Source organism: Maritalea myrionectae DSM 19524 (assembly GCF_000423365.1).
In the GTDB taxonomy this organism is placed as follows: domain Bacteria; phylum Pseudomonadota; class Alphaproteobacteria; order Rhizobiales; family Devosiaceae; genus Maritalea; species Maritalea myrionectae.
The window spans coordinates 580,984-606,994 of sequence record NZ_AUHV01000003.1; the positions used below are offsets into that span (position 1 = coordinate 580,984).

Consider the following 26,011-nt stretch of genomic DNA (forward strand, 5'->3'; position numbering starts at 1 on the left):
TCAGCCTCCCTGCATCGGGGCAAGAATTTCGAGCTGATCCCCCGCCTGCAACACGGTCTCCTGCCGCTGCTCACGGGCCACAAACTGACCATTTAATGCCGTGGCCAGCGCCTCACCTTCATAGGACAACTCGTCCAGCGCTGCGGCAATATTGACTGCGTTGACCTCTGTCGCTTCGCCATTGACTAGGATGCGCATTTCATTTGCTCCTGCTCAAACTGATCGGCCAATTGCTGCGCCATCGCGGGCGCAAGCAAATAGCCATGTCGGTAAAATCCATTCAGATGATAGGTCTCGTCCCGCTTGATGATGCGCGGCAGATTGTCAGGAAAGGCCGGGCGCAAACCGACGCCGGTTTCAATCACGCTGGCCTCGCCAAAGCCGGGATGCAGCGCAAAGGCCGCGCCCAACAATTCCAATGCAGACCGCACACTGATCGCCCGCCATGAATCGCTCTCCACCATCGTCGCCCCCAGCATGTAAATGCCGTTGCCACGCGGCACCAGATAGATCGGAATACGCGGATGCAACAGGCGCACGGTGCGGGTGATCGTAACGTCTGGACACTCCAGCATCACCATTTCACCGCGCACCATGCGCAGCTCCGGCAAATCGACGGCACCGCCGCGACAATCAATATCGATGCGCTCGGGCGCAGGCTCGCCAAACCGCACCTCACTGCCCAGTTCTTCAATCTGCCGCACCAAATCCTGCCGCGCTTGCCGCGGGTCTAAATGACACTCCTGATCAAAAAACAACGCCTTGGAGAAGCGGCCCGCAAGGTCCGGCTCCAGATCCGCGATCCGGTTGTCCCCAAGCTGCTCATATTTTTCGGTACGACTAGCAAACTGGCGCAATTCGGCTTGATCACGCGGCGGGGCCACCACCAATGTGCCGGTACGCTGCACCTCGGTCACTTTGGCCCACCATTCGGCGGCCCCGGCGCCAAGCCGCACCACATCTTCCGGCGCACTCACCTTTTCGCACCACGGGGCCAACATGCCCCCGGCCAAATGCGAGCTTTGATTGAGTTCAAGGCTTTCGCCCTGTTCAAAAACGGTCACCTGATGCCCGCGCCGCGCCAATTCCAGCGCGACGCAAAGGCCGGCAACCCCGGCCCCGGCAATCGTGATCATTCGCCCGGCTCCTTGATCGGCATATAAAGATCGCCGCCTTCGCGGAATTTCTCCGCCATAGCTTCCATGCCTTCCTTCTGTGCCTCAGCGCGAATATCGTGGCTGATCCGCATGGAGCAGAATTTCGGCCCGCACATGGAGCAGAAATGCGCCACCTTATGCGCCTCTTTTGGCAAGGTCTGGTCATGGAAATCGCGCGCCGTATCTGGGTCCAGTGACAAGTTGAACTGATCTTCCCACCGGAACTCAAACCGCGCCCGGCTCAGCGCATCATCGCGCCGCTGCGCCCCGGGCAGCCCCTTGGCCAAATCCGCTGCATGGGCGGCAATCTTATAGGTGATCACCCCAGTTTTCACATCATCCCGATTGGGCAGACCCAAATGTTCTTTCGGCGTCACATAGCAGAGCATGGCACAGCCAAACCAGCCGATCATCGCCGCCCCGATGCCAGAAGTGATATGATCATAGCCCGGCGCAATATCAGTGGTCAGTGGCCCAAGCGTATAGAACGGCGCCTCATGGCAACACTCCAATTGCTTGTCCATATTTTCCTTGATCTTGTGCATGGCCACATGGCCCGGCCCCTCAATCATCACCTGACAATCTTTCGCCCAGGCGATTTTGGTCAGTTCACCCAGCGTTTCCAACTCAGCAAATTGTGCTTCGTCATTCGCATCCGCAATCGAACCAGGACGCAAGCCATCACCCAGTGAAAAGCTCACATCATAAGCGCGGCAAATATCGCAAATCTCGTCAAAATGCTCGTAAAGGAAGCTCTCTTTGTGATGGTGCAGGCACCATTTGGCCATGATCGATCCACCGCGTGAGACGATCCCGGTTACCCGGTTCACCGTCATCGGCACCATATGCAAGCGCACGCCCGCATGGATGGTGAAATAATCCACCCCCTGCTCGGCCTGCTCGATCAGTGTGTCGCGGAACACTTCCCATGTCAGGTCTTCAGCAATGCCATTCACCTTTTCCAGCGCCTGATAAATCGGCACCGTGCCAATAGGCACCGGCGAATTGCGGATAATCCATTCCCGCGTATTGTGAATATTGCGGCCCGTGGAAAGATCCATCACCGTATCCGCACCCCAGCGGATCGCCCAGACCATCTTGTCCACCTCTTCTTCCATCGACGAGGTGACCGCAGAGGTGCCCATATTGGCGTTGATTTTCACCAGAAAATTGCGGCCAATAATCATTGGCTCACATTCAGGGTGGTTGATATTGGCCGGGATGATGGCGCGGCCCGCGGCCACTTCATCCCGCACAAATTCAGCCGTCACATAATCGGGGATGTTTGCGCCCCAATCCTCGCCATCGCGTTCTTCTTTGATCGCTTCGCGCAACTGATTTTCACGAATGGCGATAAATTCCATTTCCGGCGTCACAATGCCCTGCCGCGCATAGGCAAGCTGGGTCACCGCTTTGTCATCGATCGCCCGCAACGGCTGCGGTTTCACCGGAAATTCAGGCGTTAACCGATCTCCTTCCACAAAGCCATTGTCAGCGGGTTGAATATCGCGGCCCTGATAGGTCTCCACATCGCCCCGTGCTTCAATCCATTTGCGCCGCAATTGCGGCAGCCCGGTTTGAATATCCGCCGTGAAATTCGGATCAGTGTACGGCCCGGAACTGTCATAAACCGGCAAGGGCGGCTCGCCCGCTGTCGGGTGGACTGAAATTTCGCGCATGGGCACACGCACATCATCAAAGCGTTCGCTCTCAACATAAATTTTGCGAGATGCGGGCAGTTGGTCTTCGGTAATTTTGGGATTAGGCAAATCCATTTTGGCGCTCCTTAAGTTCTAAACTCAAAAAGACACCAGAAGAATTATGGCTGGAAACGAAGGGACTAATCCCCTCAACAAAGATATCACGACCCTAGTTCGGTGCCGCAAATTTTCGCTTCCTACGCCAGTATCAACTGGGTCAGGTTCAAAGGGTCGCGTCACCGAATATTGCTATTCTGTCAGCCTCTCAGTCCCCTAGGCGGGACCCCCCTGCAGTTCTTTTGGGGTAGCGCTGTTCTCAGTTTCTGTCAAGCGGGGGCATTTTCCGCGGCGGGTCCAAAACGCAAAATCGCACAGGCATCCACATTGCCCGTTGCCCGTTTCAACACCGGGTAAACCCGTCCACACGCGGCGGCAAAACTGGCAGCAACAGCCGCCTCTTCGCCATATCGCTGCACGATCTCAGCCCGTAAATCCAAAATGTCCGGCCCGCCTACAATAGCATTTTGTGCAAACAAAAACCCAAGGCCACAATCGGTGTCGGTGCGGGCGTTGCCCGTAGCACATGCTTCCAACTCCATCGGGTTCACCCCCAACTCAATTGCCTGATCGACAATTAGTTGCGCACAGGAGCCGCAATCCCCATCCATTGTGGAGGCCAGCGCCGCCCCCGCCCAAATATCTTTTGCTTTTTTTGGGCCGCGATATTGGCTGAGCAATGGCAACAACCCAAGCCGCAACCCTGCCCCATTGGACACATTGATAATCTGGTGCATATAGCCGCCATCATAGCCATATTGATCTTCAAATTTGCGGGTGCTGCTGTGTAAAATCGATTTAAGCATTTTGGACTCTCCGATTTGGATGTTTGAAAGCGAGAAACAGTGCGGCCCAAGCGGGCAGTTGAATGCCAAACAGATTGCTGAAGGCAATCAGATCGAGCGGCACACCGCGTTGAAACCAAATAAAAATATGAAAAGTGGCGTGTAAAACCGGCCAGAACGCCCCGCATACAATTGCGGTCTTATCGTGCCTGTATAGCCCGTAGGCCATGGCCGCGGCGCTGGCGAAAAACACCAAGCCAAGATCCATCACAAAATGCATGTTAAACGGCCCCATTTCTTTCACGCCGGGCGTGATTTGATACCAACTCATCGGGCTGAAAAACATCCAGACCGCCAGCATGAGAAACCAGCCCACAAGCAACCATTGAAGTGTTCGCGTCATCTTTATCTCCTGTATTTTGAAGACCAGACGAAATAGCGCTTGGAAATGTGACCGAGTTCGGTCACATTTTTTAAAGCCCAACCGTCTACCTCTTAGAACAGGAGGGCCCGATGCAGGACCAAAACAGAACCGAGATTTTTGAAGTTGAACGCAAACGCTTGTTTGCTTTGGCCTATCGCATGCTTGGCTCGGTGGCCGATGCAGAAGATATGGTGCAGGACAGCTTTGTGCGTTGGAACAATGTGGACTTGGCCAACATCGACAACCCGCAGGCTTTTCTCACCACCATCATCACCCGCCTGTCGCTCGACTATCTCAGGTCGGCCAAGGTCAAACGGACCAACTATGTCGGCTCTTGGCTACCAGAACCCTTGGTGACCGAAACGGCAGATGCGCCAGATCAAATGAGCGAGAAAGCCGACGACATCTCATATGCGCTGATGCTGACCTTGGAAAAACTATCCGCAGCCGAACGCGCCGCCTTTTTGTTGCATGATGTGTTTGATCTGCCCTTTGATGAAATCGCCAAAACACTTGAGCGTTCCGAAGCCTCCTGCCGCAAACTGGCCTCCCGCGCCCGTCAAAAAGTGCGCAGCGAAGGCGAAGAAACCTTGCCCACACCCACAAACCAACCGCTGGTGAACTCGTTTATGACGGCACTCAAAACCGGTGAAATTGACGATTTTGTCCAATTCATCGCGGAAGATGCCGTATTGGTCACCGACGGCGGCGGACTAAAATCTGCCACCCTTTTGCCGATCTATGGGCGCGAAAAAATTATGCGGTTCTTCTTTGGGGTGGCCAACAAATATGGCCGTCCCGGCCCTGAAGATATCAAGCTCACCAGCATCAATGGCACGCCTGGTCTGCTGGTCGTTGATGAGGTCGGAGATTTGCAAGTATGGTCATTCTCATGGTCACCAGATGGAAAAATTGCCGAATTCTATATTCTGCGAAATCCTGAAAAATTGGGCCATTTGACGTTTAACTAAACGTCCTAAAACACAAAAAAGCCGCGTCCACTTGTAGGCAGACGCGGCTCAATCAATTTAGGCATCTTTGCCAGAACTATGCGGCAAAGCCTTCATCAAGCGCTTCCTCAGAGAAAGACATCGCATCTTCCGTTCTGAACAGTTCGACGATTCCATCCAACTCATTAGCCTGCGCTTCTGTTTGCTCAATTGCGGCATTGGTTTCTTCCACCAACGCGGCATTATGTTGCGTCATGGTGTCCATTTCACGTACGGCAACATTCACCTCTTCAATCGCTGAGGCCTGTTCCTTACTGTCGCGGGCAATCCCCTCGATCAGCGAATCGTTTTCTTTCACCGCAGCAAGCATATGACGCAGGCGTTCGGCAGCTGATTCCACCAAATCAGAACCGCCTTGAACCTCTGTCGCGCTTTGCTCGATCAGGGCTTTCACCTCATTCGAAGCCTCCGCGGCAGATTGCGCCAAGCGCCGCACCTCAACCGCCACAACCGCAAAACCTTTGCCCGCTTCGCCAGCTCGGGCAGCTTCAACTGAAGCGTTCAAGGCCAGCAAATTGGTTTGGAAGGCGATATCGTCAATCATGCCGATGATATTTGAAATCTTGGCAGATGAGCTTTTGATCTGCTCCATGGCAGCGTTCGCTTGTTCCATCACCTCGCCACCAGCCGTGGCTTCTTCGCTCACTTGCCGCGATTTGGCCGACACATCATCCGCGCGCCGCGCATTTTCCAACACTGTGTTGGCCAATTGCTCGATCGCGGCCGACGTTTCTTCAATGGTAGCGGCTTGCTTGGTTGTACGTTCACTCAAATCATTGGCACCTGCAAGAATTTCGCCTGTGGCCTGCTTCACCCCACCTGAGGTCCGGCGCAAGCGGCCAACAATTTCTGCAAGCCTATCAGCCACTTGGTTGGTGTCCATTTTCAGCTTGTTGAACGCCCCTTCATATTGGCCATTCACCCGCTTGGTGAGGTCAGTTTGTGCCAGCGCCGCCAACACTTCACCGGTTTCATCCAACCCACGGTCCACCGTTTCCACCAAAGAGTTGACCGCAGCGGCCAATTGGCTCAAGTCTTCCTGGTCATAGTGCCCCTCAATTCGCTGAGAGAAGTCGCCAGACACTGCAGCAGAAACCACGCGGCGCACTTCATTTTGCAAGGCGTTGCGCACCTCTTGCTCGCGACGATCGCGGGCTTGCGTCTGTTCTTTTTCTTCATCCAGCTGACGCATTTCCAGCCCGTTAGACCGGAAAGTTTCAAGCGCACGCGCCATCAAACCGAGTTCATTTGACTGTGGTGCATCACTTAGATCCACATCAAATTCGCCCTTGGCCAATCGCTCCATATTGTCGGACATGTTGGAAATTGTGCGGGTCAACCAATTGCCTGTGGCAAAGGCCAAAACTGCACCTAAAAGGGTAGCCAAAATGCCAACCGCCAAAACAATGATTGTAGCATTTTGCGCTGTGGCTTTGGCAACCGGACCAAGCGCATCTTGGCTTTGGCGCAAAACAGTTGTCAGCTCAGCATAACTCGCCGCCAGTTGATCAGCGTAAGACTGCATATCCTGTGCGGCCAACTCATCAATCGTCAACGTCAGATCGCGGCTTTGTGCCATCAACTCGCGGTAAGTTTTAACGCTGTTGGATACTGCCGCTAGTTTTTCACCCAATGGTCCATCACCATCAGAAGCAATCAGCTTATCAAAAGTTTGAACGGTTGCCCCTGCTTGTGCATCAAATTCAGCAAAAATGGCCTCGTCCGCGGTCTGCAAATAACGGTAACCCAACATTTGCAACTGGCTGACTTGGGTGGCCGCTTGGCTCACCGCAGCGGCAAGGGCCGGCATAAAGGCCAAGTTCGTCGTTTCAGACATAGCCTTGGAAGTTTGAGAAAGGCTGTTGGTTGCCTCGCCCAGCTGCGTCAAGGTTTCAGCGCGCTGCTCTTCCAAAAGAATAATTGTATCAAAAACATCACGCAGGTTCGCAGCAGAAACCTCAATGGCTTCAATTTCGGCCATGGCGACGGGCAGATTGTCGAACTTTGCGACACCGTCAGGATCATTTGTGGCCACATCATCAATCCAAACACGCGCCTCCTGCGCTAAAGCGGGCGTGGGCGCAGACGAATATTTTTGGATGGAGAGAACCATCTGGTGATAGTCCGCGACATAATCGCTGACCTCACCTGCCTGCTCGATCGTCCGCTGATAGCGGTCCGATACAGTTGAAAGCGTTTGCAGGCCCCAATAGGCCACAACGCTAACAACGACCAGAAACGCAATTATGGTGCCAAAACCACCAATAATCCGTGCTTTAATCCCAAATTTCGCAAACATGATGACAACCTTTAGATGGACAATTGTATTCATTATCCACGGGACGAGTTAAGGATGAATAAAAATCCAAGACTTTCACCACTGCTATTCAAAGCATAGCAATATTGCCGACGAATTTACTTTCGCATGTTAAATAAATGGGGCAAGCAGATCGAGGTAGGTAACACGATGCGCATTCTACCAATGAAAATGCGCGGTCTATTTCTCAGCCTCAGCAATCAGGCCACGCACCCACCGCAAACAAAGCCAGTTGGCAGGCACAGCAAACGGTAGCGCAAACAACATGGCCTGATAGGGCGACAACACGGACAGGCCGAAAACTTGCCAGCCAAGGCTGAGCATAAACAGGTTGATCGCCACGGCACCCCATACAAACGGGTATAGAACCACAAAAAGCCAATCAAATTTCTCGGGCGTGCTCACCATGCCAAATCTCCATTTTTCTTGAATTTAGCAGTAGCAAATGCCTGCTTCTTTGCGCCCGCGCAAAGAAGCAATCAGCTGAATCGCTAATTTGCCTCCATCTGCACGTTTCTAAAAGGAGGTAAGCATGCGGGAAGTTCTCACGAAGAACGCGGCACGCAATATATTTTATGGCGGGTCCTTGTTCTTCATCCTGATTTTTGTGGGTCTTTCTGCCCACTCTCATTGGTACATTCAGAATGTTTCAACCGATCACGCTGGGCTGACTGAAAGCGTCGCCAAGGGCAAACGCCTTTGGGAAGTCAAAGCCTGCATCAACTGCCACTCAATTTTGGGCGAAGGGGCTTATTTCGCACCGGAGTTGGGCAATGTGATGCAGCGCTGGGGCGTTCAAGACGACCACGAAACCGCCTTTGAAGTGTTCAAAGGGTGGATGGAAGCCCAACCCACTGGCATCGAAGGCCGTCGCCAAATGCCGCAATTCAATTTGACCGATGAAGAATTAAAGCACCTGACAGACTTTTTGCTCTGGACAGGCACAATCGACACTCAGGGCTGGCCGCCCAATGATGCCGGTTAAGAAAGGGCTGAACAATGAAATATAAAACTCAAAAAATCGCATTGGCGTATTTCACTTTCGCGCTGATCCTTTTCGCCGTGCAGGTCACCGGCGGTCTGTTGGCAGGTCTGGTGTATGTCATCCCCAATTTCTTGTCTGACATTCTGCCCTTCAACATTATCCGTATGCTGCACACCAACAGCCTGATCGTGTGGTTGATTACCGGCTTTTTCGGGGCCGCCTATTTTCTGGTTCCGGAAGAAGCAGAGCGCGAGATCCACTCGCCCCTGCTGGCCTATATCCAACTCGCCATCCTGGTTCTCGGCACCGTTGGTGTGGTGATCACTTATGTCTTCAATATTTTTGAAGGCAACTGGCTGTTGGGCAAAGATGGCCGCGAATTCCTGGAGCAACCCGGCTGGGTCAAACTGGGCATCGTCGCTGCCGCACTCATCTTCTTGTACAACATTTCCATGACCGTGTTGAAAGGCCGCAAAACAGCCATCGCCAACATCTTGATCGTTGGCCTATGGGGTCTCGCACTCTTGTTCCTGTTTGCTTTCGTCAACCCAGAAAACCTGGCGCTTGATAAGCAATATTGGTGGTATGTGGTTCACCTTTGGGTGGAAGGCGTTTGGGAGCTGATCATGGCTTCAATCCTCGCCTATCTCATGCTCAAACTGACAGGTGTGGACCGTGAGATCGTAGAAAAATGGCTCTATGTCATCGTTGCAACTGCCTTGTTCTCTGGCATTTTGGGCACAGGCCACCACTATTATTGGATCGGCACTCCCGGCTATTGGCAGTGGATCGGCTCAGTCTTCTCTTCACTTGAAGTGATCCCATTCTTTGGCATGATGGCGTTTGCCTTTGTCATGGTGTGGAAAGGCCGTCGTGATCACCCCAACAAGGCTGCACTCTTGTGGTCACTTGGTTGTGCCACCCTCGCCTTCTTCGGCGCTGGCGTGTGGGGCTTCTTGCACACATTGCATGGGGTTAACTTCTACACCCACGGCACACAGATCACTGCAGCGCACGGTCACCTTGCCTTCTTCGGTGCCTATGTGGCCCTGAACTTGGCCATCATGACCTATGCAATGCCCATTTTGAAAAACCGTGATCCTTACAATCAGGTGCTCAATATGGCGTCATTCTGGCTCATGTCAGGTGGCATGGTGTTCATGACCTTCGTGCTCACCTTTGCTGGCACCGTGCAAACCCACCTGCAACGGGTACGCGGCGAAGACTATATGAGCGTGCAAGATGAGATCGCCCTGTTCATGTGGATGCGTTTCGGGGCTGGCGTTGCCGTTGTACTCGGCGTGCTGCTGTTCCTCTACGCGATCTTTGTACCGAAAAAAGAAGTCATCAAACCAGGCAAAGTCGTGGCCAGTGCCAACGACAAAGCGGAGTAAGCATCATGCATGGTACTTTTGACAAAAACATCAGAAAGGACGGGGCATCAGCCCCGTTCTACCTGCCGCAAGCAGACGAATGTGATCTGTTTGAAGCCGCACACGACAACAATCTGCCCCTGTTGCTCAAAGGACCAACCGGGTGCGGTAAAACGCGCTTTGTCTCCCACATGGCGGCAAAGCTCGGCAAAAAACTCTACACCGTCGCTTGTCACGACGATCTATCTGCAGCCGATCTGATCGGGCGCTATTTGCTCAAAGGCGGCGAGACTGTCTGGGTGGACGGTCCCCTTACCCGCGCCGTGCGGGAAGGCGCCATTTGTTACCTCGATGAGGTGGTGGAAGCCCGTAAAGACGTGACCGTGGTGCTGCACCCGCTCACCGACGATCGGCGCATTCTGCCTATCGACCGCACAGGCGAAGAGTTGGAAGCAGCCCCCGGCTTTATGCTGGTGGCGTCTTACAACCCCGGCTATCAGAACATTCTGAAAACCCTAAAGCCGTCCACACGCCAACGTTTTCTGGCCATGGAATTTAACTTCCCCGCCTTTGACGAGGAAGTGCAAATCGTCATGCAGGAAAGTGGCATTGGCAAAGACCGGGCCGCCCTTCTGGTGCGTCTGGCTGGCAAATTACGGGCCTTGAAAGGGCAGGATTTGGAAGAGGGTATTTCCACCCGCCTGATCGTTTATGCCGCCACCATGATCGAAAAAGGCATGCCCGTGGAACGCGCGGTGCAATCTGCCATGATTGAACCCCTGACCGATGATGAAGACGTGAAACTGGGTCTTAATGATCTGGTTGCCGCGGTGATTGGATAGCAAGATGGATAAGACCTTTGATCCCCGCCATATTGAACCTTGGGAACCAGAAGAAACAATTGGCAAAATCTGGCATGATTTCGCCACCCAAGCGACTGCACCCGTGCAGTTTGAAGACGCCGCGATTGAACTCGGCGTGCTTTCAAAACGCTTGGCGGTCTTTTTCCGGGGTTTAGGCGGGCATCATAGTGTCGACATCCGTCCTGTTGCAGCAGAAGCCAGCGACCAGCGCCTGTCTTTTCGGCAAAAGCTGGGGCATGAACGCTTGGCGGTGGCGCGCGCGTCTTTTGATGGCGAAGTGTTGCGCCTGCCCGAAAAGCTGGCCTTCTTTCCTGATCAAAACGCCAACGCCGCCCTTTATATTTGGTTGACTGCAAGTGCCGCATTCTCCACGCCATTCGAACCGCAAGACAATCCACTGGCGGCTGACTTGATGGCGCTGGCGCGGGCACAAAAGGTCACCAATCAAGTCCTGACAGAATGTCCCGGTCTTGCGGCATTGCACGGCGAATTGGCCGCCATGAGCCTCTATGTTCGCCCTGCGCATAAATTGCCGAAATCAGAAGCAGCCATTGAAGAAATTATCCAACACTTGCTGGGCCACCCTGCCCCCTTGGGCACACTGGCTGAGATCTATTTGGACCGTATCGAAAAAGGCAATTTCGAGGATATAGCGGCGCCCTCCAATTATTGCCCCTTTGCGCCCGTCCCCATGTGGTGTGAAAATCGCGATTTGCTGTTCAGCGCCCCATCTGATGTGGCCACCATGGATGCCGAACGCGCCGAGGAGGTCAACAAAGAGGGTCTTTTCCGCGCTCGGCGACGCAAGTCCGATCAGGCCGAGCGCAAGGACAGCCTGATCCTACACAAATTCGAGGCGATCCTTTCCTGGGCAGAGTTTATGAACCTCAATCGTCGTGTCGATGACGACGACAATGACGACGCAAAAAAGGCAGCGGACGATCAGGACGAGATTGGCCTCGGCCAGATCTCCAAAGCCCCGGCAACCCGTTTGAAATTACACTTGGATCTCGCCCCCGAAGATGTGGACCGCGAGCGCTTGGCGGGCAAAACCCTCTATCCTGAATGGGACGTGCGCACCAACGCCTATCTGCCTGACCATTGTCAGGTGTTTGAAAGCAAGGGTGAAATCAAAGACGAAGTCCCCTCTTTTCGCGCCGACGCAAACTCCGCCCGCCGGATCAATGCGGTGAAACGTCAATTTGAAGCCCTGCGCCCCGGCCGCGTCATCATCCCCGCCCAGCGCGATGGAGATGATTTGGATATGGAAGCCGCCGTGCGGGCGCAGGCAGACTTGAAAGCCTGCGGCGAAAGCAATGATAATATCTGGCGGCAATCCCGCCCCGAAGCGCGCGACTTGGCCGTCTCCATTTTGCTGGATGTGTCCCGGTCTACAGAAAGCGCGGTCGGCGACAGGTCCGTCATTGAAGTCGAGCGTGAGGCCTTGGCTGCCCTCGCATGGGGTCTGAACGCCTGTGGCGACAATTTTGCCATCAACGCCTTCTCCTCACTCAAACGCGACCGCGTATATCTGACCAAATGCAAAGATTTTAACGAGACGATGAGCGAGAGCGTCGAACAAAAAATTGGTGCGCTCAACCCCGGCTTTTATACGCGACTTGGGGCCGCCATCCGGCACACATCCGTGGAGCTGGCCAAACAATCCAGCAACAAACGGCTATTGCTCGTGATCACCGATGGCAAACCCAACGATCTTGACCATTATGAAGGCCGCCATGGCATTGAAGATACGCGGGTGGCGATCAATGAAGCCCGCCGCCTCGGGCACGCCGTCTATGGCATCACCATCGACGCCAAGGGCCAAAGCTGGTTTTCCCGCATGTTCGGCCCTGGCCGTTTTTCTATTATTCCACAGCCAGAAAAACTGACCCAAGCCCTGCCGCAAATCTATCGGCAATTGGTGATCGGCTAAGCAAATACGGGCGTCTTCGCACAGCAAGACTTGCGCAAGATTGCCCGGAATTGCATTTTTTCCATTCAGTCAAATGTGACAAAACTGATAATTTCTTGACAGGACACATCAAACTGAATGAATATCTTCAAACTGTCACAAAAGTGCTAAGGTTGTTGATTAGACCTCACGGCATCGCACAACCGTGGCGCGATAATAATAAGGGCGCATGTCACTGGGCAAACTTTTGGCTGGACGTTCAATTCAAGTGGAGAGAAATCATGAAAAAGATTCTGACATCAGGCATCGCACTGCTCGCAGCAGGCGTTATGGGCGCAACTTCTGCGCAGGCTGAAACGTTGCGTTTGTTGACCTGGGGCGGCTACGCACCGGAAAATGTTATTGAGTTGTTTGAAGCGGAAACTGGCCACACAGTGGAAGTGACCAAATCCAACAACGAAGAAATGGTCGCCAAACTGCGCGCCACAAATGGCGGCGGCTTCGATTTGGCCCAGCCCAGCCAAGACCGGATCGCCGGTGCACAGGCTGAATTCGACATTTACAAGCCAATTGATCTTTCAAAAATCGACGAGAGCCAGTTTATCACGTCCATGCTGGAAGCCACCAAGGGCAACACCACCTATAATGATGAAATCTATGGCGTGCCGCACGTTTGGGGCACATCAGGCCTGGTGGTCAACAAAGCCGAAGCAGGCGATGTGAAAGACTATCTTGATCTTTGCGATGCTTCAGTTGCTGGCAAAGTATCCTACCGCTTGAAGCGCCCAACATTGATCGGCTTCGCCTTCTCAATGGGTCTTGACCCCTTCGCCGCGTACAATGACGAAGAAGCCTATAAAGACATCTTGGCCAAAGTTGAAGACAAGCTGATCGAATGTAAGCCAAATGTGAAAACATATTGGGGCGGTGGCGACGAGATCAAAAACCTCTTGCGCTCTGGCGAAGTGGTTGCAGCCATGGCTTGGGATACAGGCGGCTGGTCTTTGAACGAAGACAATGCAGACATCACCTTTGTGGCCCCTGAAGCTGGCGCTTTGGGCTGGATCGACACATTCGTGCTGCCTAAGCGTGGTCGTGCTGACGAAGCGGCTTATGCGTGGATCAACTTTGTGATGCAGCCTGAAATTGCTGCGATGATCACAAATTCTGCAGGCAACTTCACAGCCTCTAAAGGTGGCGATGAAGGCGTGGATGAAGCCCTGAAGGTACGCTATCAGGAAAGCTTCCCACCAGAAGCTGTTGACAACATCAAGTGGTACCCAACCGTGCCAGCGAACCTCGAAACTCTCGAAGGCGCTGTACTTGATCGCGTAAAAGCAGCAAACTAAGCGAACGCACATCAATCTTTAAAGAGAGGCGCGAACTTCGCGCCTCTTTTGCATCGCCGGAGCCTTGAATGAGCCAGCAACCTGCCTCTGCACAAAACACCAATCCCGCTGCTGCATTTGATTTGGAATGCCGCAACATCAACAAAGATTTTGATGGTTTCAAAGCGGTCAATAATGTCAGTTTCAATGTGCCCACCGGCACTTTCTTTTCGATATTGGGCCCGTCCGGCTGCGGTAAAACCACCCTGTTGCGCATGGTGGCCGGCTTTCAAACGCCTTCCAGCGGCGATTTGCTGATCAAAGGCAAGTCCATGATCGGCGTACCGCCCAACAAGCGCCCCGTCTCCATGGTGTTTCAGCATCTGGCGCTGTTCCCGATGATGGACATTGCCGCCAATGTCGGCTTTGGCCTGCGCCAGCGCGGCGTGCCGCGCGAAGATATTGCCAAGCGGGTAGAAACCGTTTTGGAACGGGTCGGACTGCCCGGCGTCGGCAGTCGCCATATCAGCCAGCTTTCCGGCGGCCAGAAACAGCGCGTGGCCATTGCCCGCTGCATGGTGCTGGAGCCTGATGTCCTTTTGCTGGACGAACCCCTCGGCGCGCTCGATTTGAAGCTGCGCGAGCATATGAAAATTGAGCTGAAAAAGCTGCAATCAGAATTTGGCACCACCTTTGTTTATATCACCCATGACCAATCTGAAGCGCTGGTGATGAGCGACCAGATCGCGGTGATGAACCATGGTGAGTTCGAACAGGTGGGCGCCGCCCGTGAGCTTTATCACGAACCCAAAACAGCCTTTGTCGCGGGCTTTGTGGGCGAAGCCAACAGCTTCACCGCAAAAGTGGACAGCATCAATGGCGATGCCGCCACGCTGGTCAGTGATGACGGGTTGAACATCAAGGGCCACGACGCCTCCGGCAATCTGCAACAAGGCGATAAGGCCAAAGTGTATGTGCGGCCGGAATCGATCCGGCTGGCCACCAGCGCCGACCAACTCGACAATGTTGAGAATCTCAATCAGGGTATTATCGAAAACATCCTGTTTAACGGCGCCAACAGCCACATCTTGCTGCGCGAAGAAAAATCCGGCGGCGAGCTGAACGTGGCGATCCCGCAAACCGGGCAGTTCCGCGACCTCACCAGAGGCGACAAAGTCTATATCGGCTGGGAAGCAGCGCAAACCCGCTGCTATAAGGAGAGTTAGAATGAACAGCGTTCACTCTCGCCTCAGCCTCTATCTGCTGTTCACGCCCTTTCTGCTGTGGCTGGCGCTGCTGATCATCATCCCTCACATTTTTATGTTTCTGGTGTCGATCAGCGTCAAAACCGGCGTGCGCGAATATGTGACCGGCCTGGGCAATTATATGGTGTTTTTCACCGAGCCGCTTTACTGGAACACCTTTGCCCGCACGGCCTTTATGTCGATCTCGGCCACATTTCTAACGCTGTTGATCGGCTTTCCGGTCGCCTATTACATCGCCAAGCTCACCCGCGGCCGCACCAAAACCACTTTGTTTTTGATGTGCCTTATTCCCTTCTGGGTCAGCGAGCTGGTACGCACCTTTGGCTGGATGATCTTGTTGCGCGAAACCGGCATCTTCTCGTCGTTCCTGCAATATATTGGCCTCGCTTCAGAGCCGATTGAATTCTTGTACAATGACGCCGCCATTATGGTCGGCCTTGTCTACACCTCCATGTTGTTCATGGTGGTGCCACTGGTCACAACGCTCGATAGCCTCGACGACAGCCTGATTGAAGCGGGCTATGATCTCGGGGGCAACGGCATCACGGTCCTGCGCGAAATCATCATCCCCCACGCTATGCCCGGCATCGTTTCGGGCTGCATCGTGGTGTTTATGCTGTCGCTGGGCAACTATCTCACGCCGATCCTTTTGGGCGGCAAAGACAGTTTGTGGTTCACCGGCCTGATCTATGATCAGTTCATCACCCGCTTTAACTGGGAGTTGGGCTCGGCCTTCGGCTTCCTGCTCTTGATCCTGTCCTCAACCATTGTGTGGGCTGGCCTAAAACTTTCCGGCCAATCCCTCACCGACACAGTGGGGCGGTAAAATGATCAGAACACTTCCCCAATCCAACACCTTCAAATGGACCTATCGTGCCTATGTGACGCTGTTTTTTGTCTATCTGGCGCTGCCGCTCACCGTGGTGTGCCTGATGGCGTTCAACAACAGCGTCTTCCCCTCCCTGCCATGGGAAGGGTTCACCTGGGCATGGTTCTTCGGCGATGAAGACCCGTTTATCGGCGTGTTTAATGACCGCTCAATCTTGCGCTCGATCGGCACCTCCATGTTTGTGGCCTTCTGGGTTTCCCTGCTCTCCATTGCAGTGGGCACCACCAATGCCTTTTTGTTTGTGCGGCACGATTTCAAGTTCAAAGAATTTTTCTATATCTTGATGCTGCTGCCGCTGATCATTCCCGGCATTATCCTGGGCATTTCCATTCTGGTGTTCTCCAACGCCGTGGCCAACAATCTGGAAAACGCCACCGGCATGTGGTTTGACGGTCTGCGTCCTGGTCTGCCGTTGGTGATCCTCGGTCAATTCAGCTTTATCGCCACTTTCGCCACCTTGGTGATCTCGGCGCGGCTGGAAAAGTTTGATCGGTCACTGGAAGAAGCTGCGCTTAATCTGGGCGCGACACGGCTGGGCGCGATCCGGCAGATCACCATGCCCTTCCTGTTTCCGGCCATTGCAGGCGCAGGCGTTGTCGCCATTTTGATGAGCTTTGAAAACTTCAACACCACTTTGATGCTGGTCGGCTCCGATGCGCCACTCACCATCAATATGTTTGACCGTTTGAAGCTTGGCTCCACTCCGGTGCTGAACGCAGTGTCGCTGCTCCTGATCGTGGTGTCCGCCCTGTTGGGCCTCGTAAGCCTGCTGTTCCAAAAGCGGGACAAATCTAGCTAAGGGTCTCACACCAGATCACAAAAAAAGGCCGACCACAAAGTGGCCGGCCTAGGTCGTCGTCTACAGGGAACGACTGAGGGTCAGAAGCAAGATTTCAGCAAGTCGAGCGTATTGTCATAAGTCATCTCAACCGGATTGCCGCCCGTGCTGGGGTCCTGCAAGGCTGATTTGGTCAGCTTGTCCAAATCCGGATTTTCAATGCCCAGATCGGTTAGGTTTTTCGGGATGCCCAAATTGTCGTTGAGTTCGCCCACAAAGGCATAAAACCCGTCAAAGCCGCCCGAAATGCCCAGATAGTTCGCGGCCATGGCCAAGCGATCTTCCACCGCGGGCCGGTTAAACTGCAGCACAGGCTGCATCACCACCGCATTGGTGGTGCCGTGGTGGGTGTTGTGCACCGCACCAATCGGGTGCGACAGCGCGTGTATAGCACCGAGGCCCTTCTGGAAGGCTGTGGAGCCCATCGCCGCGGCTGACATCATATGCGCCCGCGCTTCAATGTCAGATCCGTCCTTATAGGCTTTCGGCAGATATTCTTTCACCAGCCGCAGGCCCTCAAGCGCAATGCCTTGGCTCATGGGGTGATAATGCGGCGAACAGAACGCTTCAAGACAGTGCGCGAACGCATCCATGCCCGTGCCAGCCGTGATAAAGGGCGGCATGCCGACGCTCAGCTCCGGGTCACAAATCACCACCGCAGGCAAGATTTTCGGGTGGAAGATGATTTTCTTCTCGTGGGTCACCGAATTGGTGATCACGGAAGCGCGCCCCACTTCAGAGCCGGTACCCGCCGTTGTCGGCACCGCCACAATCGGCGCAATCGCATCCGCATCGGCGCGGGTCCACCAGTCGCCAATATCTTCAAAGTCCCAAATCGGGCGCGTTTGACCGGCCATAAAGGCAATCACTTTGCCCAAATCCAGTGCTGAGCCGCCGCCAAAGGCGATCACCCCATCATGGCCACCTTCGCGATATTGCGTCAGGCCTGCCTCAAGGTTTTTCTCATTTGGGTTGGGATCAACTTCGGAAAACATGGCGCGACCAAGCCCCGCCTTGTCCAGCAAGTCGAGTGTTTTGGTGGTGATCTCCAGATTGGCCAAGCCCTTATCGCTCACCAGCAAAGGTTTTTTAATGCCTGCCGCTGCGCATGCATCCGCGATTTCAACAATACGCCCAGCACCGAACCGGATCGGTGTTGGATAATTCCAATTGCCAACTAACTTCATTCTTTAGGCTTTCTTCAAATGATAAGATTTCGGACGGGTCAAATTGTGATAGCCAATCTCGGAAAGGCCACCGCCGCGTCCGGTGTTTTTGCAGCCGGTCCAGCACAGAGCCGGGTCCAGATAGTCGGCCCGGTTCATAAACACGGTGCCGGTTTCAATCTGGTCGCCAATGCGTTTGGCCCGCTCAATATCTTTGGTCCAAAGCGCTGCGGTCAGGCCAAACTCGCTATCATTCATCAGCTTGATGGCTTCCGCATCGTCTTTGACCTTCATGATGCCCACAACCGGCCCGAAGCTTTCGTCGCGCATCACCCGCATGGAATGATCCACATTCACCAGAATTTGCGGCATCAGATATGCACCGCCATCATCTTCAGGGAACAGCGCCGGATCAATCAACGGCTTCGCCCCTGCCGCAATGGCTTCGTTGGTTTGCGCCCGCACTTCTTCGGCAAAGCGCTTATGTGCCATCGGACCAATGGTGGTTTCGCTGTCGAGCGGGTTGCCCAACTTATAGCTCGACACCAGCTTCACAGACTTTTCGACAAACTCGTCGAACAGGCTCTCAGCCACATAAATCCGCTCGATGCCACAACAGCACTGGCCGGAATTGAACATGGCGCCATCGATCAGCGTAGCCACTGCCGCGTCCACATCCGCGTCTTCCATCACATAGCCGGGGTCTTTGCCGCCCAGTTCGGTGCCCACACCCGTAAAGGTGCCTGCCGCCGCTTTTTCCATGGCGACGCCGCCGCCCACTGAGCCGGTAAAGTTCACAAAACCGAATGACCTCGCTGCGATCAAGGCAGAAGTGGTGTCATGATCCAAAAAGACATTCTGGAACACCTCTTCCGGCACACCAGCCGCATGGAACGCTTCAGCCATCCGTTCGCCCACCAGCAAGGTCTGCGAGGCATGTTTCAACATCACACTGTTGCCCGCAATCAGGGCGGGGGCAACGGTGTTGATGGCGGTCATATAAGGATAATTCCACGGTGCCACCACGAGCACGACCCCGTGCGGAATGCGCTCAATATAGCGCGAGAACTGGTCGCTTTCTTCAATCTCGATCGGGGCCAATGCCTTTTCGGCGATATTCGCCATATGCAGGCCACGCTCTTCAAAGCCGCCGAACTCGCCACCAAAGCGCACCGGGCGGCCCATTTGCCACGCCAGTTCTTCAACGATCTGGTCATTCATCTCGCCCACTTTGGCGATGCCCGCGCGCACCAGTGCAATGCGCTCGTCCAATGGGCGCTTGGCCCAGGCCTTTTGCGCCTCTGCCGCCTTGGCCACAGCCGCTTTCGCATCACTTTCGCTCAGCACCGGACGTTCGGCATAAACCGATCCGTCAATCGGAGAGATACATGTCACATTTTTGGTCATATATTACGCTCTTTCAAACCCACGGGCGATTTCATAATCTGTCACCACCCGATCAAACTCTTCCTGTTCCCATTCTGCGGCACGCACATAATGGTCAACCACCGCATCACCAAACGCCGCGCGCAACATGTCGGACTTGTCCAACGTCACCATTGCCGCCCGCAAGGTCTGCGGAATTTCATCAGCCTTTTGCGCCTCATACACATCACCAGATGTGGCGGACGCCAGCTCCATTTTCTCTTCAATGCCCTTAATGCCGGCCGCCAATTGGGCCGCTACCGCCAGATATGGGTTCAAATCTGATCCGCCAATGCGACATTCCACCCGGATGGCTTTGGTGCCATCGCCACACAAGCGGAAACCCGCCGTGCGATTATCGACAGACCAAACGGTCTTGGTCGGGGCAAAGGTGCCCTTTTGGAAGCGCTTATAGCTGTTGATATAAGGCGCCAGAAAATAGGTATAGTCCGGCGCATATTTGATCAGCCCGGCCATATAATTGCGCATCAGCTCAGACATGCCCAACTCGGCATTGGGGTCATAAAAGGCATTGCTGCCATCTTTCCAAAGTGATTGGTGCACGTGAGACGAACTGCCCACACGGTCATGATGCCATTTCGGCAAGAAACTCACGGCATGGCCCTGTTGCCAGCCAATCTCTTTCGCTGCATGTTTGGCAATGGTGTGATTGTCCGCACAATCCAACGCTTCGCCATAGCGAATGTTCAACTCTTCCTGCCCGGCCTCGGCTTCCCCTTTTGAGTTCTCAATCGGAATGCCCGCCGCATAGAGATGGTTGCGCAAGGGGCGCATCACCGACTCTTCTTTGGTGGTTTGCAGGATATGATAATCTTCATTATAGCCGCTGATCGGCTCCAATTCGCTAAAGCCAGACTTGCGCACCTCATCAAAGCTCTTTTCAAAGATAAAGAACTCCAGCTCGGTCGCCGTCATGGCTTCGAAGCCCAACTCTTTCAACCGGGCGATCTGCTTTTTCAGCACCGCACGCGGCGAATGGGGAATTTCGTCATGGGTGTGGTGGTCCAGCACATCGCACAACACCATCGCGGTACCTTCAAGCCAGGGCACCAGGCGCAAAGTGGTCATATCCGGCTGCATCACATAATCGCCATAGCCGGATTGCCAGCTGGTGGCTTTATAGCCTTCCACCGTGTGCATTTCTAAATCGGTTGCCAAAAGATAGTTGCAGCAATGGGTTTCTTCCCATGCGCTTTCCACAAAATGAACCGCGTGAAACCGCTTGCCCATCAACCGGCCCTGCATGTCGGGCAGCGCCGCAATCACGGTGTCCACCTCACCGCTTTTGACCAGTTCTTTCAGTGTCTCAAATGATAAATTACCCGGCATATGTCTGGTCCGTCATTTTCAAATTGGCAATATGCCCCGGGATGGCAAGTTGCACACCCCGGGGCCAGTTGAATTATGTGTTGTAGCGATACGGACGACCTGCTTTTTGCATGTCCGCATTGTACTTTTTGAAGATTTCAACCACTTTCGCTTTGGTTTCAGATTGCGCTGCAATCTCATCCCAAAACTCCAAAGCCGCCGTTTCAACCTGCTCCCATTCTTTGTCTGGAATGGTTGTGAGTTGCATCTTCTCGCCGTGTACGCGCAGTGAAGCTTCACCGCCCCAATACCACCATTGGCGATAATAGTGAGAGCTGTCCATGGTAATTTTCAACAACTCTTTCAGATGCTCTGGAAGCTCTTGATAGCGATCCATATTGGCAAAGAATGACCCTGCCCACGCACCAGAAATGTTGTTGGTGAGGAAGTAGTTGGTCACATCGGCCCAGCCCACTGTGTAATCCTCAGTGATGCCTGACCAGGCCACACCATCCAACTCACCCGTTTGCACGGCAACCTCAATATCTTCCCATGGCAAGGTGACAGGCACCACACCGAACTGGCTCAAAAAGCGACCAGCTGTCGGGAAGGTAAAGACACGTTTGCCCTTGAGATCTTCAAGGCTATTGATCGGGTCTTTTGTCGCGAAGTGACATGGGTCCCATGCACCAGCAGAAAGGTGTTTCACACCAACTTTGGAATATTCTTCGTCCCAGATTTCATTCAAACCATATTGGTTGAACAGTACCGGCACGTCCAAAGAATAACGGCTGGCAAACGGGAAATAACCGCCGAAAACGGTCACTTCTGTCGGTGAGGCCATGGAGTCATCATCCGACTGCACAGCGTCAATTGTACCTTTTTGCATGGCACGGAACAATTCGCCTGTTGGGACGAGTTGGTCAGCGAAGAACAATTCGATTTCCATCTCATCGCCAGCAATTTTGTTAAAGCTGTCGATGGCAGGCTTGATCACATGTTCAGCCAAAGCTGGGCCAGCATATGTCTGCATCCGCCAGCGGATCTTGTTTTGCGCAATGGCTGGTGTGGCCAAAGCTGCGGCTGGGGCCATCGCGGCACCGGCTAGAAACTTACGTCTGTTGGTCATTTCCTTCTCCTTGTTTGAAGCGTTGAACGCCCATTTTCTGGGTCTTATTAGTGGGTTATTTTCCGTAAACCGTTTCCGGCAGCCAGAGTGCCAGTTGCGGAAAGGCCATGATCAAGCCAAGCGCCAATATCATCACCAGCACAAACGGCAGGATCGAGCCGTAAATATCTTTGAGGGTGATTTCAGGTGGCGCCATGGCCCGCATCAAGAACAAATTGTAGCCAAAGGGCGGCGTCATATAAGCAATCTGCGTCGTGATGGTGTAAAGCACCCCATACCAGACCAGATCAAAGCCGAGCGCGGCGACCAGCGGCACATAGAGCGGTGCGACAATCACCAGCATCGCTGTGTCGTCCAGAAACGTGCCCATCAGCAAGAATGAAAGCTGCATGATGATCAGGATCACCCAGGGATTAAGGCCCAATTGCTCGGTGAACAGGCTTTCAATAGCGCGCACCGCGCCCAACCCGTCAAACACCGCGCCAAAGCCCAATGCCGCCAAAATGATCCACATAAACATGCACGAAATCAGCAAAGTCTGCCGCACCGAAGTTTCAAATACCTTCCGGTTCATCCGACCCTTCAGCACCGCCGCGAGAAACGCTGTGATCGCCCCAATGGCTGAGCTTTCCACAAGGCTTGTCCAGCCATTGATAAACGGCACCATCATCGCCGCAAAAATGGTAATCGGCAGTATCCCAGCACCCAGCAACCGATATTTTTCGGCCGTCGTCACGTCGCGATCTTCTTCCTTGAGCGCAGGCCCAAGCTCCGGCTGAATACGACAGCGGATATAGATGTAAAGGATAAACAGGCCCGCCATGATCAAGCCCGGCACCACACCCGCCAACCACAATTGGCCCACAGGTGCCCGCGCGATCATTGCATAAAGCACCAACACCACGGAGGGCGGCACCAAAATGCCGAGCGAGGACCCGGCCTGGATCACCCCCGTGACCATGCGCTTGTCATAGCCACGGCGCAGCAATTCAGGCAGCGCAATGGTCGCCCCAATTGCCATGCCTGCCACCGACAGGCCGTTCATGGCCGAAACCAACACCATCAAGCCGATGGTGCCGATGGCCAAGCCGCCATTGATCGGCCCCATCCACACATGGAACATGCGGTAAAGATCGTCAGCAATTTTGGATTCTGACAGCACATAGCCCATAAAAATAAACATGGGCAGGGTCAAAAGCGGATACCATTTCATCAGCTTCATGGCCGAAGAAAACGGAATATCGGACCCACCGGTACCCCATAGGAAAATCGCGGCCACTGCGGCCACCGCCCCAATCGCCCCGAACACGCGCTGCCCGGTCATGAGCATCAGCATCATGGACGCAAACATAAAGATGGCAATCAACTCATAAGGCATTAAAGCTTCACTCCTTTAAGGGTGGCAATGTCTTTGAACAGTTCGGAGATTGACTGCAAAAGCATCATGAAAATGCCAAAACACATCACAACTTTGATCGGCCACAAATAGGGCCGCCATGCGGTGGGGCTACGTTCCCCATATTGGAAGGAATAGCTGGTGCTGTCATAAGCGCCATAAAGCATGACGCCCAAATAGAAGATCAAAAAGAACACGGTGATCGCATCGATCTGCGCCTTCTTCTTGTCCGACCAAGCGCCGTAAAACAAATCCATGCGCACATTGGACCCCATTTGCAGGGAATAGGGGCCACCCAAAATGTAGTACGCCACCATGGCGAACTGAGCCATTTCCAGCGTCCAGAGCGAGGGCAAAAAGAATGTTTTTGAAATCGAGGACCACAGCAAAATGCCCATCATCACGAAGATGAAGTACATGATCAGTCGGCCCATCCGATAATTGATCGCATCTACAACGCGGACATATTTGCCCATCATTGATAGCATTAGCTCGCCTCCCCCTTGCTCGCCTCATCAAGTTGCGCCAACGCCCGCTGCACCATTTCGGCCAGCAGTCGCGCCATCTCGGCTTGCTGCGCATCCGTCTTGATCAGATCATTGCGCACTTCAATCATCACGTTCAAAAGATTATTCTCAAGCCCATGCCGCTTTAGCGTATAAGTCACCCCATCTTCAGGGCCATATGGCTCATTACGCTCGATCTTAAGATCGGACAACTCATCCGCTACGTCCAGCATCGCATCCGCCAACCGCGTGTCTTCATCATGCAAAATGCCGACTTCTGTTTCGCGGTGCGTACCAAAGTAGACCGGGGTAAAGCTATGGATGGTCACAACAACTGGCGGCACCTTCGACCAGCTAATGGCCTGCGCCACCTGCTTGTGGAACGGCGTGTAACAAAGCTCCACCCGCTCCATATATTGGTCCACGCTCAAATTCTGGTTGCCCGGCACATCAAAAACTTCGCTGCGCACTGGCACCGCATCTTTCGCCTCTGGCGGACGGTTGCAATCATAAACCAACCGCGAAACGCCGCCCACAATCATTTTGGCATTGAGCTGCTCGCCCATGCGGCGCATCACTTCATAGGCACCGGGATCCCAAGCCACATGGCTTTGCTGCACCTCTGGCTTCAATCCCAGCCCATCAAACTGTGCCGGGAAGAAATTGGATGCGTGTTCGCAAATCAAAAGAACTGGCGACGTACCGTCCGGATTTTCCAACCGCACGGCCTCAAATTCTGAATTCATGTGTTTTGGTTTTCCTGAAGAAATATGCACAACCACTCCTCGTCTGTATATATTTCTTCACCAAGACCCAGCCTGTCAATATCTTTTCTGAAATCTTTTCTTCATATTCATTTCGTTTGTTGATAAACCAAAAGAAATGGAGATTTTGTCGTGTCAAAAAGCACCAGCACAGTTGCTGAGTTGTTGCAAAACAATGCAGACCATCTGACCCGGGCAGAGCGCCAGCTTTCCCAGTCATTATTGGTGAATTATCCAGTGTCAGGCTTGGGCTCAATCACTGCTGTCGCCAAGAGCGCCGGGGTCTCCACCCCCACAGTGGCGCGACTGGTCAAAAAAATTGGCTTTTCCGGTTTTCCAGACTTTCAAGCGGCCTTGCGCAACGAAGTTGAAGCCACCATTTCCGACCCCATCGCGAAACACGACACCTGGGCTGGGCAAGCGCCCAACGAGCATATTGTCAACAAATTCACCGAAGCTGTGATTGAAAATATCCGCCATTCACTGGGTCAATTGGACATCGAAACATTCGATCACACCTGCGAAATGCTGGCCGACACATCACGTTCGCTGTTCGTGGTGGGCGGGCGCATCACCCGATCATTGGCGGACTATTTTTTCTTGCACATGCAAGTGCTGCGCAAAGATGTGACCCACATTCAAGCGATCTCCAACGCATGGCCGCATTATCTGCTCGACATTAAAAAAGACGATGTGATCGTTATTTTCGATGTGCGCCGCTATGAAACCAGCACCCTACGTCTCGCGGAAATGGCGGCTGAAGCAGGCGCAAAAATCGTTTTGTTTACGGACCAATGGCATTCACCCATCGCCAAACTGGCCGACCACACCTTCAGCCTTAAAATTGTCGTGCCGTCCGCGTGGGACAGTTCCGTGACCATGATGTTGTTGGTGGAAACCATTATTGCCGACGTGCAAACCCGCACTTGGCCCGAAACGCGTCAACGCATGGAAGAATTGGAAGTCATGTTTGACCGCACAAAATTCTTCCGAAAGTTCACCTAAAGTTCGTCAAGATAGGTGCGCACCGCGTCCTTCACATGACGGAAGCGATCGCCGCCCAAATGCTTGCCGCCATACCAGCGCGTCACCACAATGATGTGGTTATATAGTTTTTCACGCGCCAGCATTTGCAATATGATCATGCCCGCGCCGCTCTCGCCATCATCATTTTTGATCTCTTCATCACCACAAATCACAGCCCATGTGTTGTGAGTCGCCTTGGCAAATTTCTTCTTACGTTTAAGCTGCTTCAAAAACGCCTTGGCATCATCGGGCGAATGACACGGACCGCCTGAAACCGCATATTTAGATCCACGGTCGGAAATGATGTTGTCGAGAATAATCATGACACACTGGTACGCAGCCCGGCCCGAATAATCAACTGTGCCCA

25 protein-coding genes and 1 riboswitch are annotated in these 26,011 nt (G+C 53.6%); of the genes, 10 read left to right on the forward strand and 15 right to left on the reverse strand.

Annotated features, from left to right (window positions below; genetic code table 11):
• The 5 genes from thiS to G549_RS0108995 all read right to left on the reverse strand — a co-directional run bounded on the left by thiS (position 1) and on the right by G549_RS0108995 (position 4,102).
• A complete protein-coding gene (gene thiS / locus G549_RS0108975; RefSeq protein ID WP_027834743.1) occupies positions 1 to 198 on the reverse strand; it encodes a sulfur carrier protein ThiS in 198 nt (65 codons plus the stop codon).
• Positions 186 to 1,136: an FAD-dependent oxidoreductase gene (locus G549_RS0108980; protein WP_027834744.1), complete on the reverse strand. Its 951-nt coding sequence runs from the start codon at positions 1,134 to 1,136 to the stop codon at positions 186 to 188. The genes thiS and G549_RS0108980 overlap by 13 nt, the downstream gene beginning before the upstream one ends.
• Entirely contained in the window at positions 1,133 to 2,932 is a 1,800-nt protein-coding gene (gene thiC / locus G549_RS0108985) for a phosphomethylpyrimidine synthase ThiC (protein WP_027834745.1), read from the reverse strand. Before thiC ends, G549_RS0108980 begins: the two co-directional genes overlap by 4 nt.
• A 102-nt stretch (positions 2,933 to 3,034) precedes the next feature.
• Positions 3,035 to 3,157, reverse strand: a riboswitch (TPP riboswitch).
• 26 nt (positions 3,158 to 3,183) lie between these two features.
• On the reverse strand, positions 3,184 to 3,720 hold the full coding sequence (locus G549_RS19690) for a hypothetical protein (RefSeq protein WP_210162414.1): 537 nt from the start codon (positions 3,718 to 3,720) through the stop codon (positions 3,184 to 3,186).
• On the reverse strand, positions 3,713 to 4,102 hold the full coding sequence (locus G549_RS0108995; protein WP_027834746.1) for a hypothetical protein: 390 nt from the start codon (positions 4,100 to 4,102) through the stop codon (positions 3,713 to 3,715). The genes G549_RS19690 and G549_RS0108995 overlap by 8 nt, the downstream gene beginning before the upstream one ends.
• 110 nt (positions 4,103 to 4,212) lie before the next feature.
• Between G549_RS0108995 and G549_RS0109000 the strand changes: the two genes are divergently transcribed.
• The gene (locus G549_RS0109000; RefSeq protein WP_027834747.1) at positions 4,213 to 5,094 is read left to right on the forward strand and encodes a sigma-70 family RNA polymerase sigma factor; all 882 of its coding nucleotides are present in this window, start codon (positions 4,213 to 4,215) and stop codon (positions 5,092 to 5,094) included.
• 76 nt (positions 5,095 to 5,170) lie between these two features.
• On the opposite strand, the gene G549_RS21325 is transcribed toward G549_RS0109000, so the two are convergent.
• Together G549_RS21325 and G549_RS0109010 are read right to left on the reverse strand one after the other, a co-directional pair.
• On the reverse strand, positions 5,171 to 7,432 hold the full coding sequence (locus G549_RS21325) for a methyl-accepting chemotaxis protein (RefSeq protein WP_051213579.1): 2,262 nt from the start codon (positions 7,430 to 7,432) through the stop codon (positions 5,171 to 5,173).
• A gap of 198 nt (positions 7,433 to 7,630) precedes the next feature.
• Positions 7,631 to 7,858, reverse strand: coding sequence for a hypothetical protein (locus tag G549_RS0109010; protein WP_027834748.1), 228 nt, complete (start codon positions 7,856 to 7,858; stop codon positions 7,631 to 7,633).
• 124 nt (positions 7,859 to 7,982) lie between these two features.
• Here G549_RS0109010 and G549_RS0109015 point away from each other — a divergent pair, with 124 nt between their 5' ends.
• From G549_RS0109015 to G549_RS0109050, 8 genes are all read left to right on the forward strand, one after another.
• Positions 7,983 to 8,435: a c-type cytochrome gene (locus G549_RS0109015; RefSeq protein ID WP_027834749.1), complete on the forward strand. Its 453-nt coding sequence runs from the start codon at positions 7,983 to 7,985 to the stop codon at positions 8,433 to 8,435.
• Between the two features lie 14 nt (positions 8,436 to 8,449).
• Entirely contained in the window at positions 8,450 to 9,829 is a 1,380-nt protein-coding gene (locus G549_RS0109020; protein ID WP_027834750.1) for a cbb3-type cytochrome c oxidase subunit I, read from the forward strand.
• 5 nt (positions 9,830 to 9,834) lie between these two features.
• Positions 9,835 to 10,650 (forward strand): CbbQ/NirQ/NorQ/GpvN family protein, encoded by an 816-nt coding sequence (locus G549_RS0109025; protein WP_051213580.1) that lies wholly within the window; start codon positions 9,835 to 9,837, stop codon positions 10,648 to 10,650.
• A 4-nt stretch (positions 10,651 to 10,654) separates the two neighbouring features.
• Complete coding sequence (locus G549_RS0109030) at positions 10,655 to 12,604, forward strand: nitric oxide reductase activation protein NorD (protein ID WP_027834752.1); 1,950 nt, start codon at positions 10,655 to 10,657, stop codon at positions 12,602 to 12,604.
• Positions 12,605 to 12,864: 260 nt separating this feature from the next.
• Positions 12,865 to 13,932 (forward strand): extracellular solute-binding protein, encoded by a 1,068-nt coding sequence (locus tag G549_RS0109035; protein ID WP_027834753.1) that lies wholly within the window; start codon positions 12,865 to 12,867, stop codon positions 13,930 to 13,932.
• Between the two features lie 68 nt (positions 13,933 to 14,000).
• Positions 14,001 to 15,137, forward strand: a complete 1,137-nt coding sequence (locus G549_RS0109040) for an ABC transporter ATP-binding protein (protein WP_051213581.1) — start codon at positions 14,001 to 14,003, stop codon at positions 15,135 to 15,137.
• 1 nt (position 15,138) lies between these two features.
• Positions 15,139 to 16,002: an ABC transporter permease gene (locus G549_RS0109045; RefSeq protein WP_027834755.1), complete on the forward strand. Its 864-nt coding sequence runs from the start codon at positions 15,139 to 15,141 to the stop codon at positions 16,000 to 16,002.
• 1 nt (position 16,003) lies between these two features.
• The gene (locus tag G549_RS0109050; RefSeq protein ID WP_027834756.1) at positions 16,004 to 16,864 is read left to right on the forward strand and encodes an ABC transporter permease; all 861 of its coding nucleotides are present in this window, start codon (positions 16,004 to 16,006) and stop codon (positions 16,862 to 16,864) included.
• An 80-nt stretch (positions 16,865 to 16,944) separates the two neighbouring features.
• On the opposite strand, the gene G549_RS0109055 is transcribed toward G549_RS0109050, so the two are convergent.
• The 7 genes from G549_RS0109055 to G549_RS0109085 all read right to left on the reverse strand — a co-directional run bounded on the left by G549_RS0109055 (position 16,945) and on the right by G549_RS0109085 (position 24,600).
• A complete protein-coding gene (locus tag G549_RS0109055; protein WP_027834757.1) occupies positions 16,945 to 18,090 on the reverse strand; it encodes an iron-containing alcohol dehydrogenase in 1,146 nt (381 codons plus the stop codon).
• Between the two features lie 3 nt (positions 18,091 to 18,093).
• The gene (locus G549_RS0109060) at positions 18,094 to 19,476 is read right to left on the reverse strand and encodes an aldehyde dehydrogenase family protein (RefSeq protein ID WP_027834758.1); all 1,383 of its coding nucleotides are present in this window, start codon (positions 19,474 to 19,476) and stop codon (positions 18,094 to 18,096) included.
• A gap of 3 nt (positions 19,477 to 19,479) precedes the next feature.
• Positions 19,480 to 20,844 carry a glutamine synthetase family protein gene (locus tag G549_RS0109065; RefSeq protein ID WP_027834759.1) on the reverse strand — a complete coding sequence of 455 codons (1,365 nt, stop codon included), beginning with the start codon at positions 20,842 to 20,844 and terminating at the stop codon, positions 19,480 to 19,482.
• 73 nt (positions 20,845 to 20,917) lie between these two features.
• A complete protein-coding gene (locus G549_RS0109070; RefSeq protein WP_027834760.1) occupies positions 20,918 to 21,952 on the reverse strand; it encodes a TRAP transporter substrate-binding protein in 1,035 nt (344 codons plus the stop codon).
• A gap of 55 nt (positions 21,953 to 22,007) precedes the next feature.
• Positions 22,008 to 23,330 (reverse strand): TRAP transporter large permease, encoded by a 1,323-nt coding sequence (locus tag G549_RS0109075; protein WP_027834761.1) that lies wholly within the window; start codon positions 23,328 to 23,330, stop codon positions 22,008 to 22,010.
• Positions 23,330 to 23,836: a TRAP transporter small permease subunit gene (locus G549_RS0109080; protein WP_027834762.1), complete on the reverse strand. Its 507-nt coding sequence runs from the start codon at positions 23,834 to 23,836 to the stop codon at positions 23,330 to 23,332. Before G549_RS0109080 ends, G549_RS0109075 begins: the two co-directional genes overlap by 1 nt.
• The gene (locus tag G549_RS0109085; RefSeq protein ID WP_027834763.1) at positions 23,836 to 24,600 is read right to left on the reverse strand and encodes an N-formylglutamate amidohydrolase; all 765 of its coding nucleotides are present in this window, start codon (positions 24,598 to 24,600) and stop codon (positions 23,836 to 23,838) included. Before G549_RS0109085 ends, G549_RS0109080 begins: the two co-directional genes overlap by 1 nt.
• 150 nt (positions 24,601 to 24,750) lie before the next feature.
• Between G549_RS0109085 and G549_RS0109090 the strand changes: the two genes are divergently transcribed.
• Positions 24,751 to 25,623 (forward strand): MurR/RpiR family transcriptional regulator, encoded by an 873-nt coding sequence (locus tag G549_RS0109090; protein WP_027834764.1) that lies wholly within the window; start codon positions 24,751 to 24,753, stop codon positions 25,621 to 25,623.
• Here the strand turns inward: G549_RS0109090 and G549_RS0109095 are convergent.
• The gene (locus tag G549_RS0109095) at positions 25,620 to 25,967 is read right to left on the reverse strand and encodes a YigZ family protein (RefSeq protein WP_027834765.1); all 348 of its coding nucleotides are present in this window, start codon (positions 25,965 to 25,967) and stop codon (positions 25,620 to 25,622) included. The two genes, G549_RS0109090 and G549_RS0109095, sit on opposite strands and share 4 nt — an antisense overlap.
• Positions 25,968 to 26,011 lie beyond the last annotated feature (44 nt).

Excerpts from the sequence above, each read along its gene's own strand:
- thiS (WP_027834743.1), bottom strand. The coding sequence starts at position 198 with ATGCGCATCCTAGTCAATGGCGAAGCGACAGAGGTCAACGCAGTCAAT.
- G549_RS0108980 (WP_027834744.1), bottom strand. The coding sequence starts at position 1,136 with ATGATCACGATTGCCGGGGCCGGGGTTGCCGGCCTTTGCGTCGCGCTG.
- thiC (WP_027834745.1), bottom strand. The coding sequence starts at position 2,932 with ATGGATTTGCCTAATCCCAAAATTACCGAAGACCAACTGCCCGCATCT.
- G549_RS19690 (WP_210162414.1), bottom strand. The coding sequence starts at position 3,720 with ATGCTTAAATCGATTTTACACAGCAGCACCCGCAAATTTGAAGATCAA.
- G549_RS0108995 (WP_027834746.1), bottom strand. The coding sequence starts at position 4,102 with ATGACGCGAACACTTCAATGGTTGCTTGTGGGCTGGTTTCTCATGCTG.
- G549_RS0109000 (WP_027834747.1), top strand. The coding sequence starts at position 4,213 with ATGCAGGACCAAAACAGAACCGAGATTTTTGAAGTTGAACGCAAACGC.
- G549_RS21325 (WP_051213579.1), bottom strand. The coding sequence starts at position 7,432 with ATGTTTGCGAAATTTGGGATTAAAGCACGGATTATTGGTGGTTTTGGC.
- G549_RS0109010 (WP_027834748.1), bottom strand. The coding sequence starts at position 7,858 with ATGGTGAGCACGCCCGAGAAATTTGATTGGCTTTTTGTGGTTCTATAC.
- G549_RS0109015 (WP_027834749.1), top strand. The coding sequence starts at position 7,983 with ATGCGGGAAGTTCTCACGAAGAACGCGGCACGCAATATATTTTATGGC.
- G549_RS0109020 (WP_027834750.1), top strand. The coding sequence starts at position 8,450 with ATGAAATATAAAACTCAAAAAATCGCATTGGCGTATTTCACTTTCGCG.
- G549_RS0109025 (WP_051213580.1), top strand. The coding sequence starts at position 9,835 with ATGCATGGTACTTTTGACAAAAACATCAGAAAGGACGGGGCATCAGCC.
- G549_RS0109030 (WP_027834752.1), top strand. The coding sequence starts at position 10,655 with ATGGATAAGACCTTTGATCCCCGCCATATTGAACCTTGGGAACCAGAA.
- G549_RS0109035 (WP_027834753.1), top strand. The coding sequence starts at position 12,865 with ATGAAAAAGATTCTGACATCAGGCATCGCACTGCTCGCAGCAGGCGTT.
- G549_RS0109040 (WP_051213581.1), top strand. The coding sequence starts at position 14,001 with ATGAGCCAGCAACCTGCCTCTGCACAAAACACCAATCCCGCTGCTGCA.
- G549_RS0109045 (WP_027834755.1), top strand. The coding sequence starts at position 15,139 with ATGAACAGCGTTCACTCTCGCCTCAGCCTCTATCTGCTGTTCACGCCC.
- G549_RS0109050 (WP_027834756.1), top strand. The coding sequence starts at position 16,004 with ATGATCAGAACACTTCCCCAATCCAACACCTTCAAATGGACCTATCGT.
- G549_RS0109055 (WP_027834757.1), bottom strand. The coding sequence starts at position 18,090 with ATGAAGTTAGTTGGCAATTGGAATTATCCAACACCGATCCGGTTCGGT.
- G549_RS0109060 (WP_027834758.1), bottom strand. The coding sequence starts at position 19,476 with ATGACCAAAAATGTGACATGTATCTCTCCGATTGACGGATCGGTTTAT.
- G549_RS0109065 (WP_027834759.1), bottom strand. The coding sequence starts at position 20,844 with ATGCCGGGTAATTTATCATTTGAGACACTGAAAGAACTGGTCAAAAGC.
- G549_RS0109070 (WP_027834760.1), bottom strand. The coding sequence starts at position 21,952 with ATGACCAACAGACGTAAGTTTCTAGCCGGTGCCGCGATGGCCCCAGCC.
- G549_RS0109075 (WP_027834761.1), bottom strand. The coding sequence starts at position 23,330 with ATGCCTTATGAGTTGATTGCCATCTTTATGTTTGCGTCCATGATGCTG.
- G549_RS0109080 (WP_027834762.1), bottom strand. The coding sequence starts at position 23,836 with ATGCTATCAATGATGGGCAAATATGTCCGCGTTGTAGATGCGATCAAT.
- G549_RS0109085 (WP_027834763.1), bottom strand. The coding sequence starts at position 24,600 with ATGAATTCAGAATTTGAGGCCGTGCGGTTGGAAAATCCGGACGGTACG.
- G549_RS0109095 (WP_027834765.1), bottom strand. The coding sequence starts at position 25,967 with ATGATTATTCTCGACAACATCATTTCCGACCGTGGATCTAAATATGCG.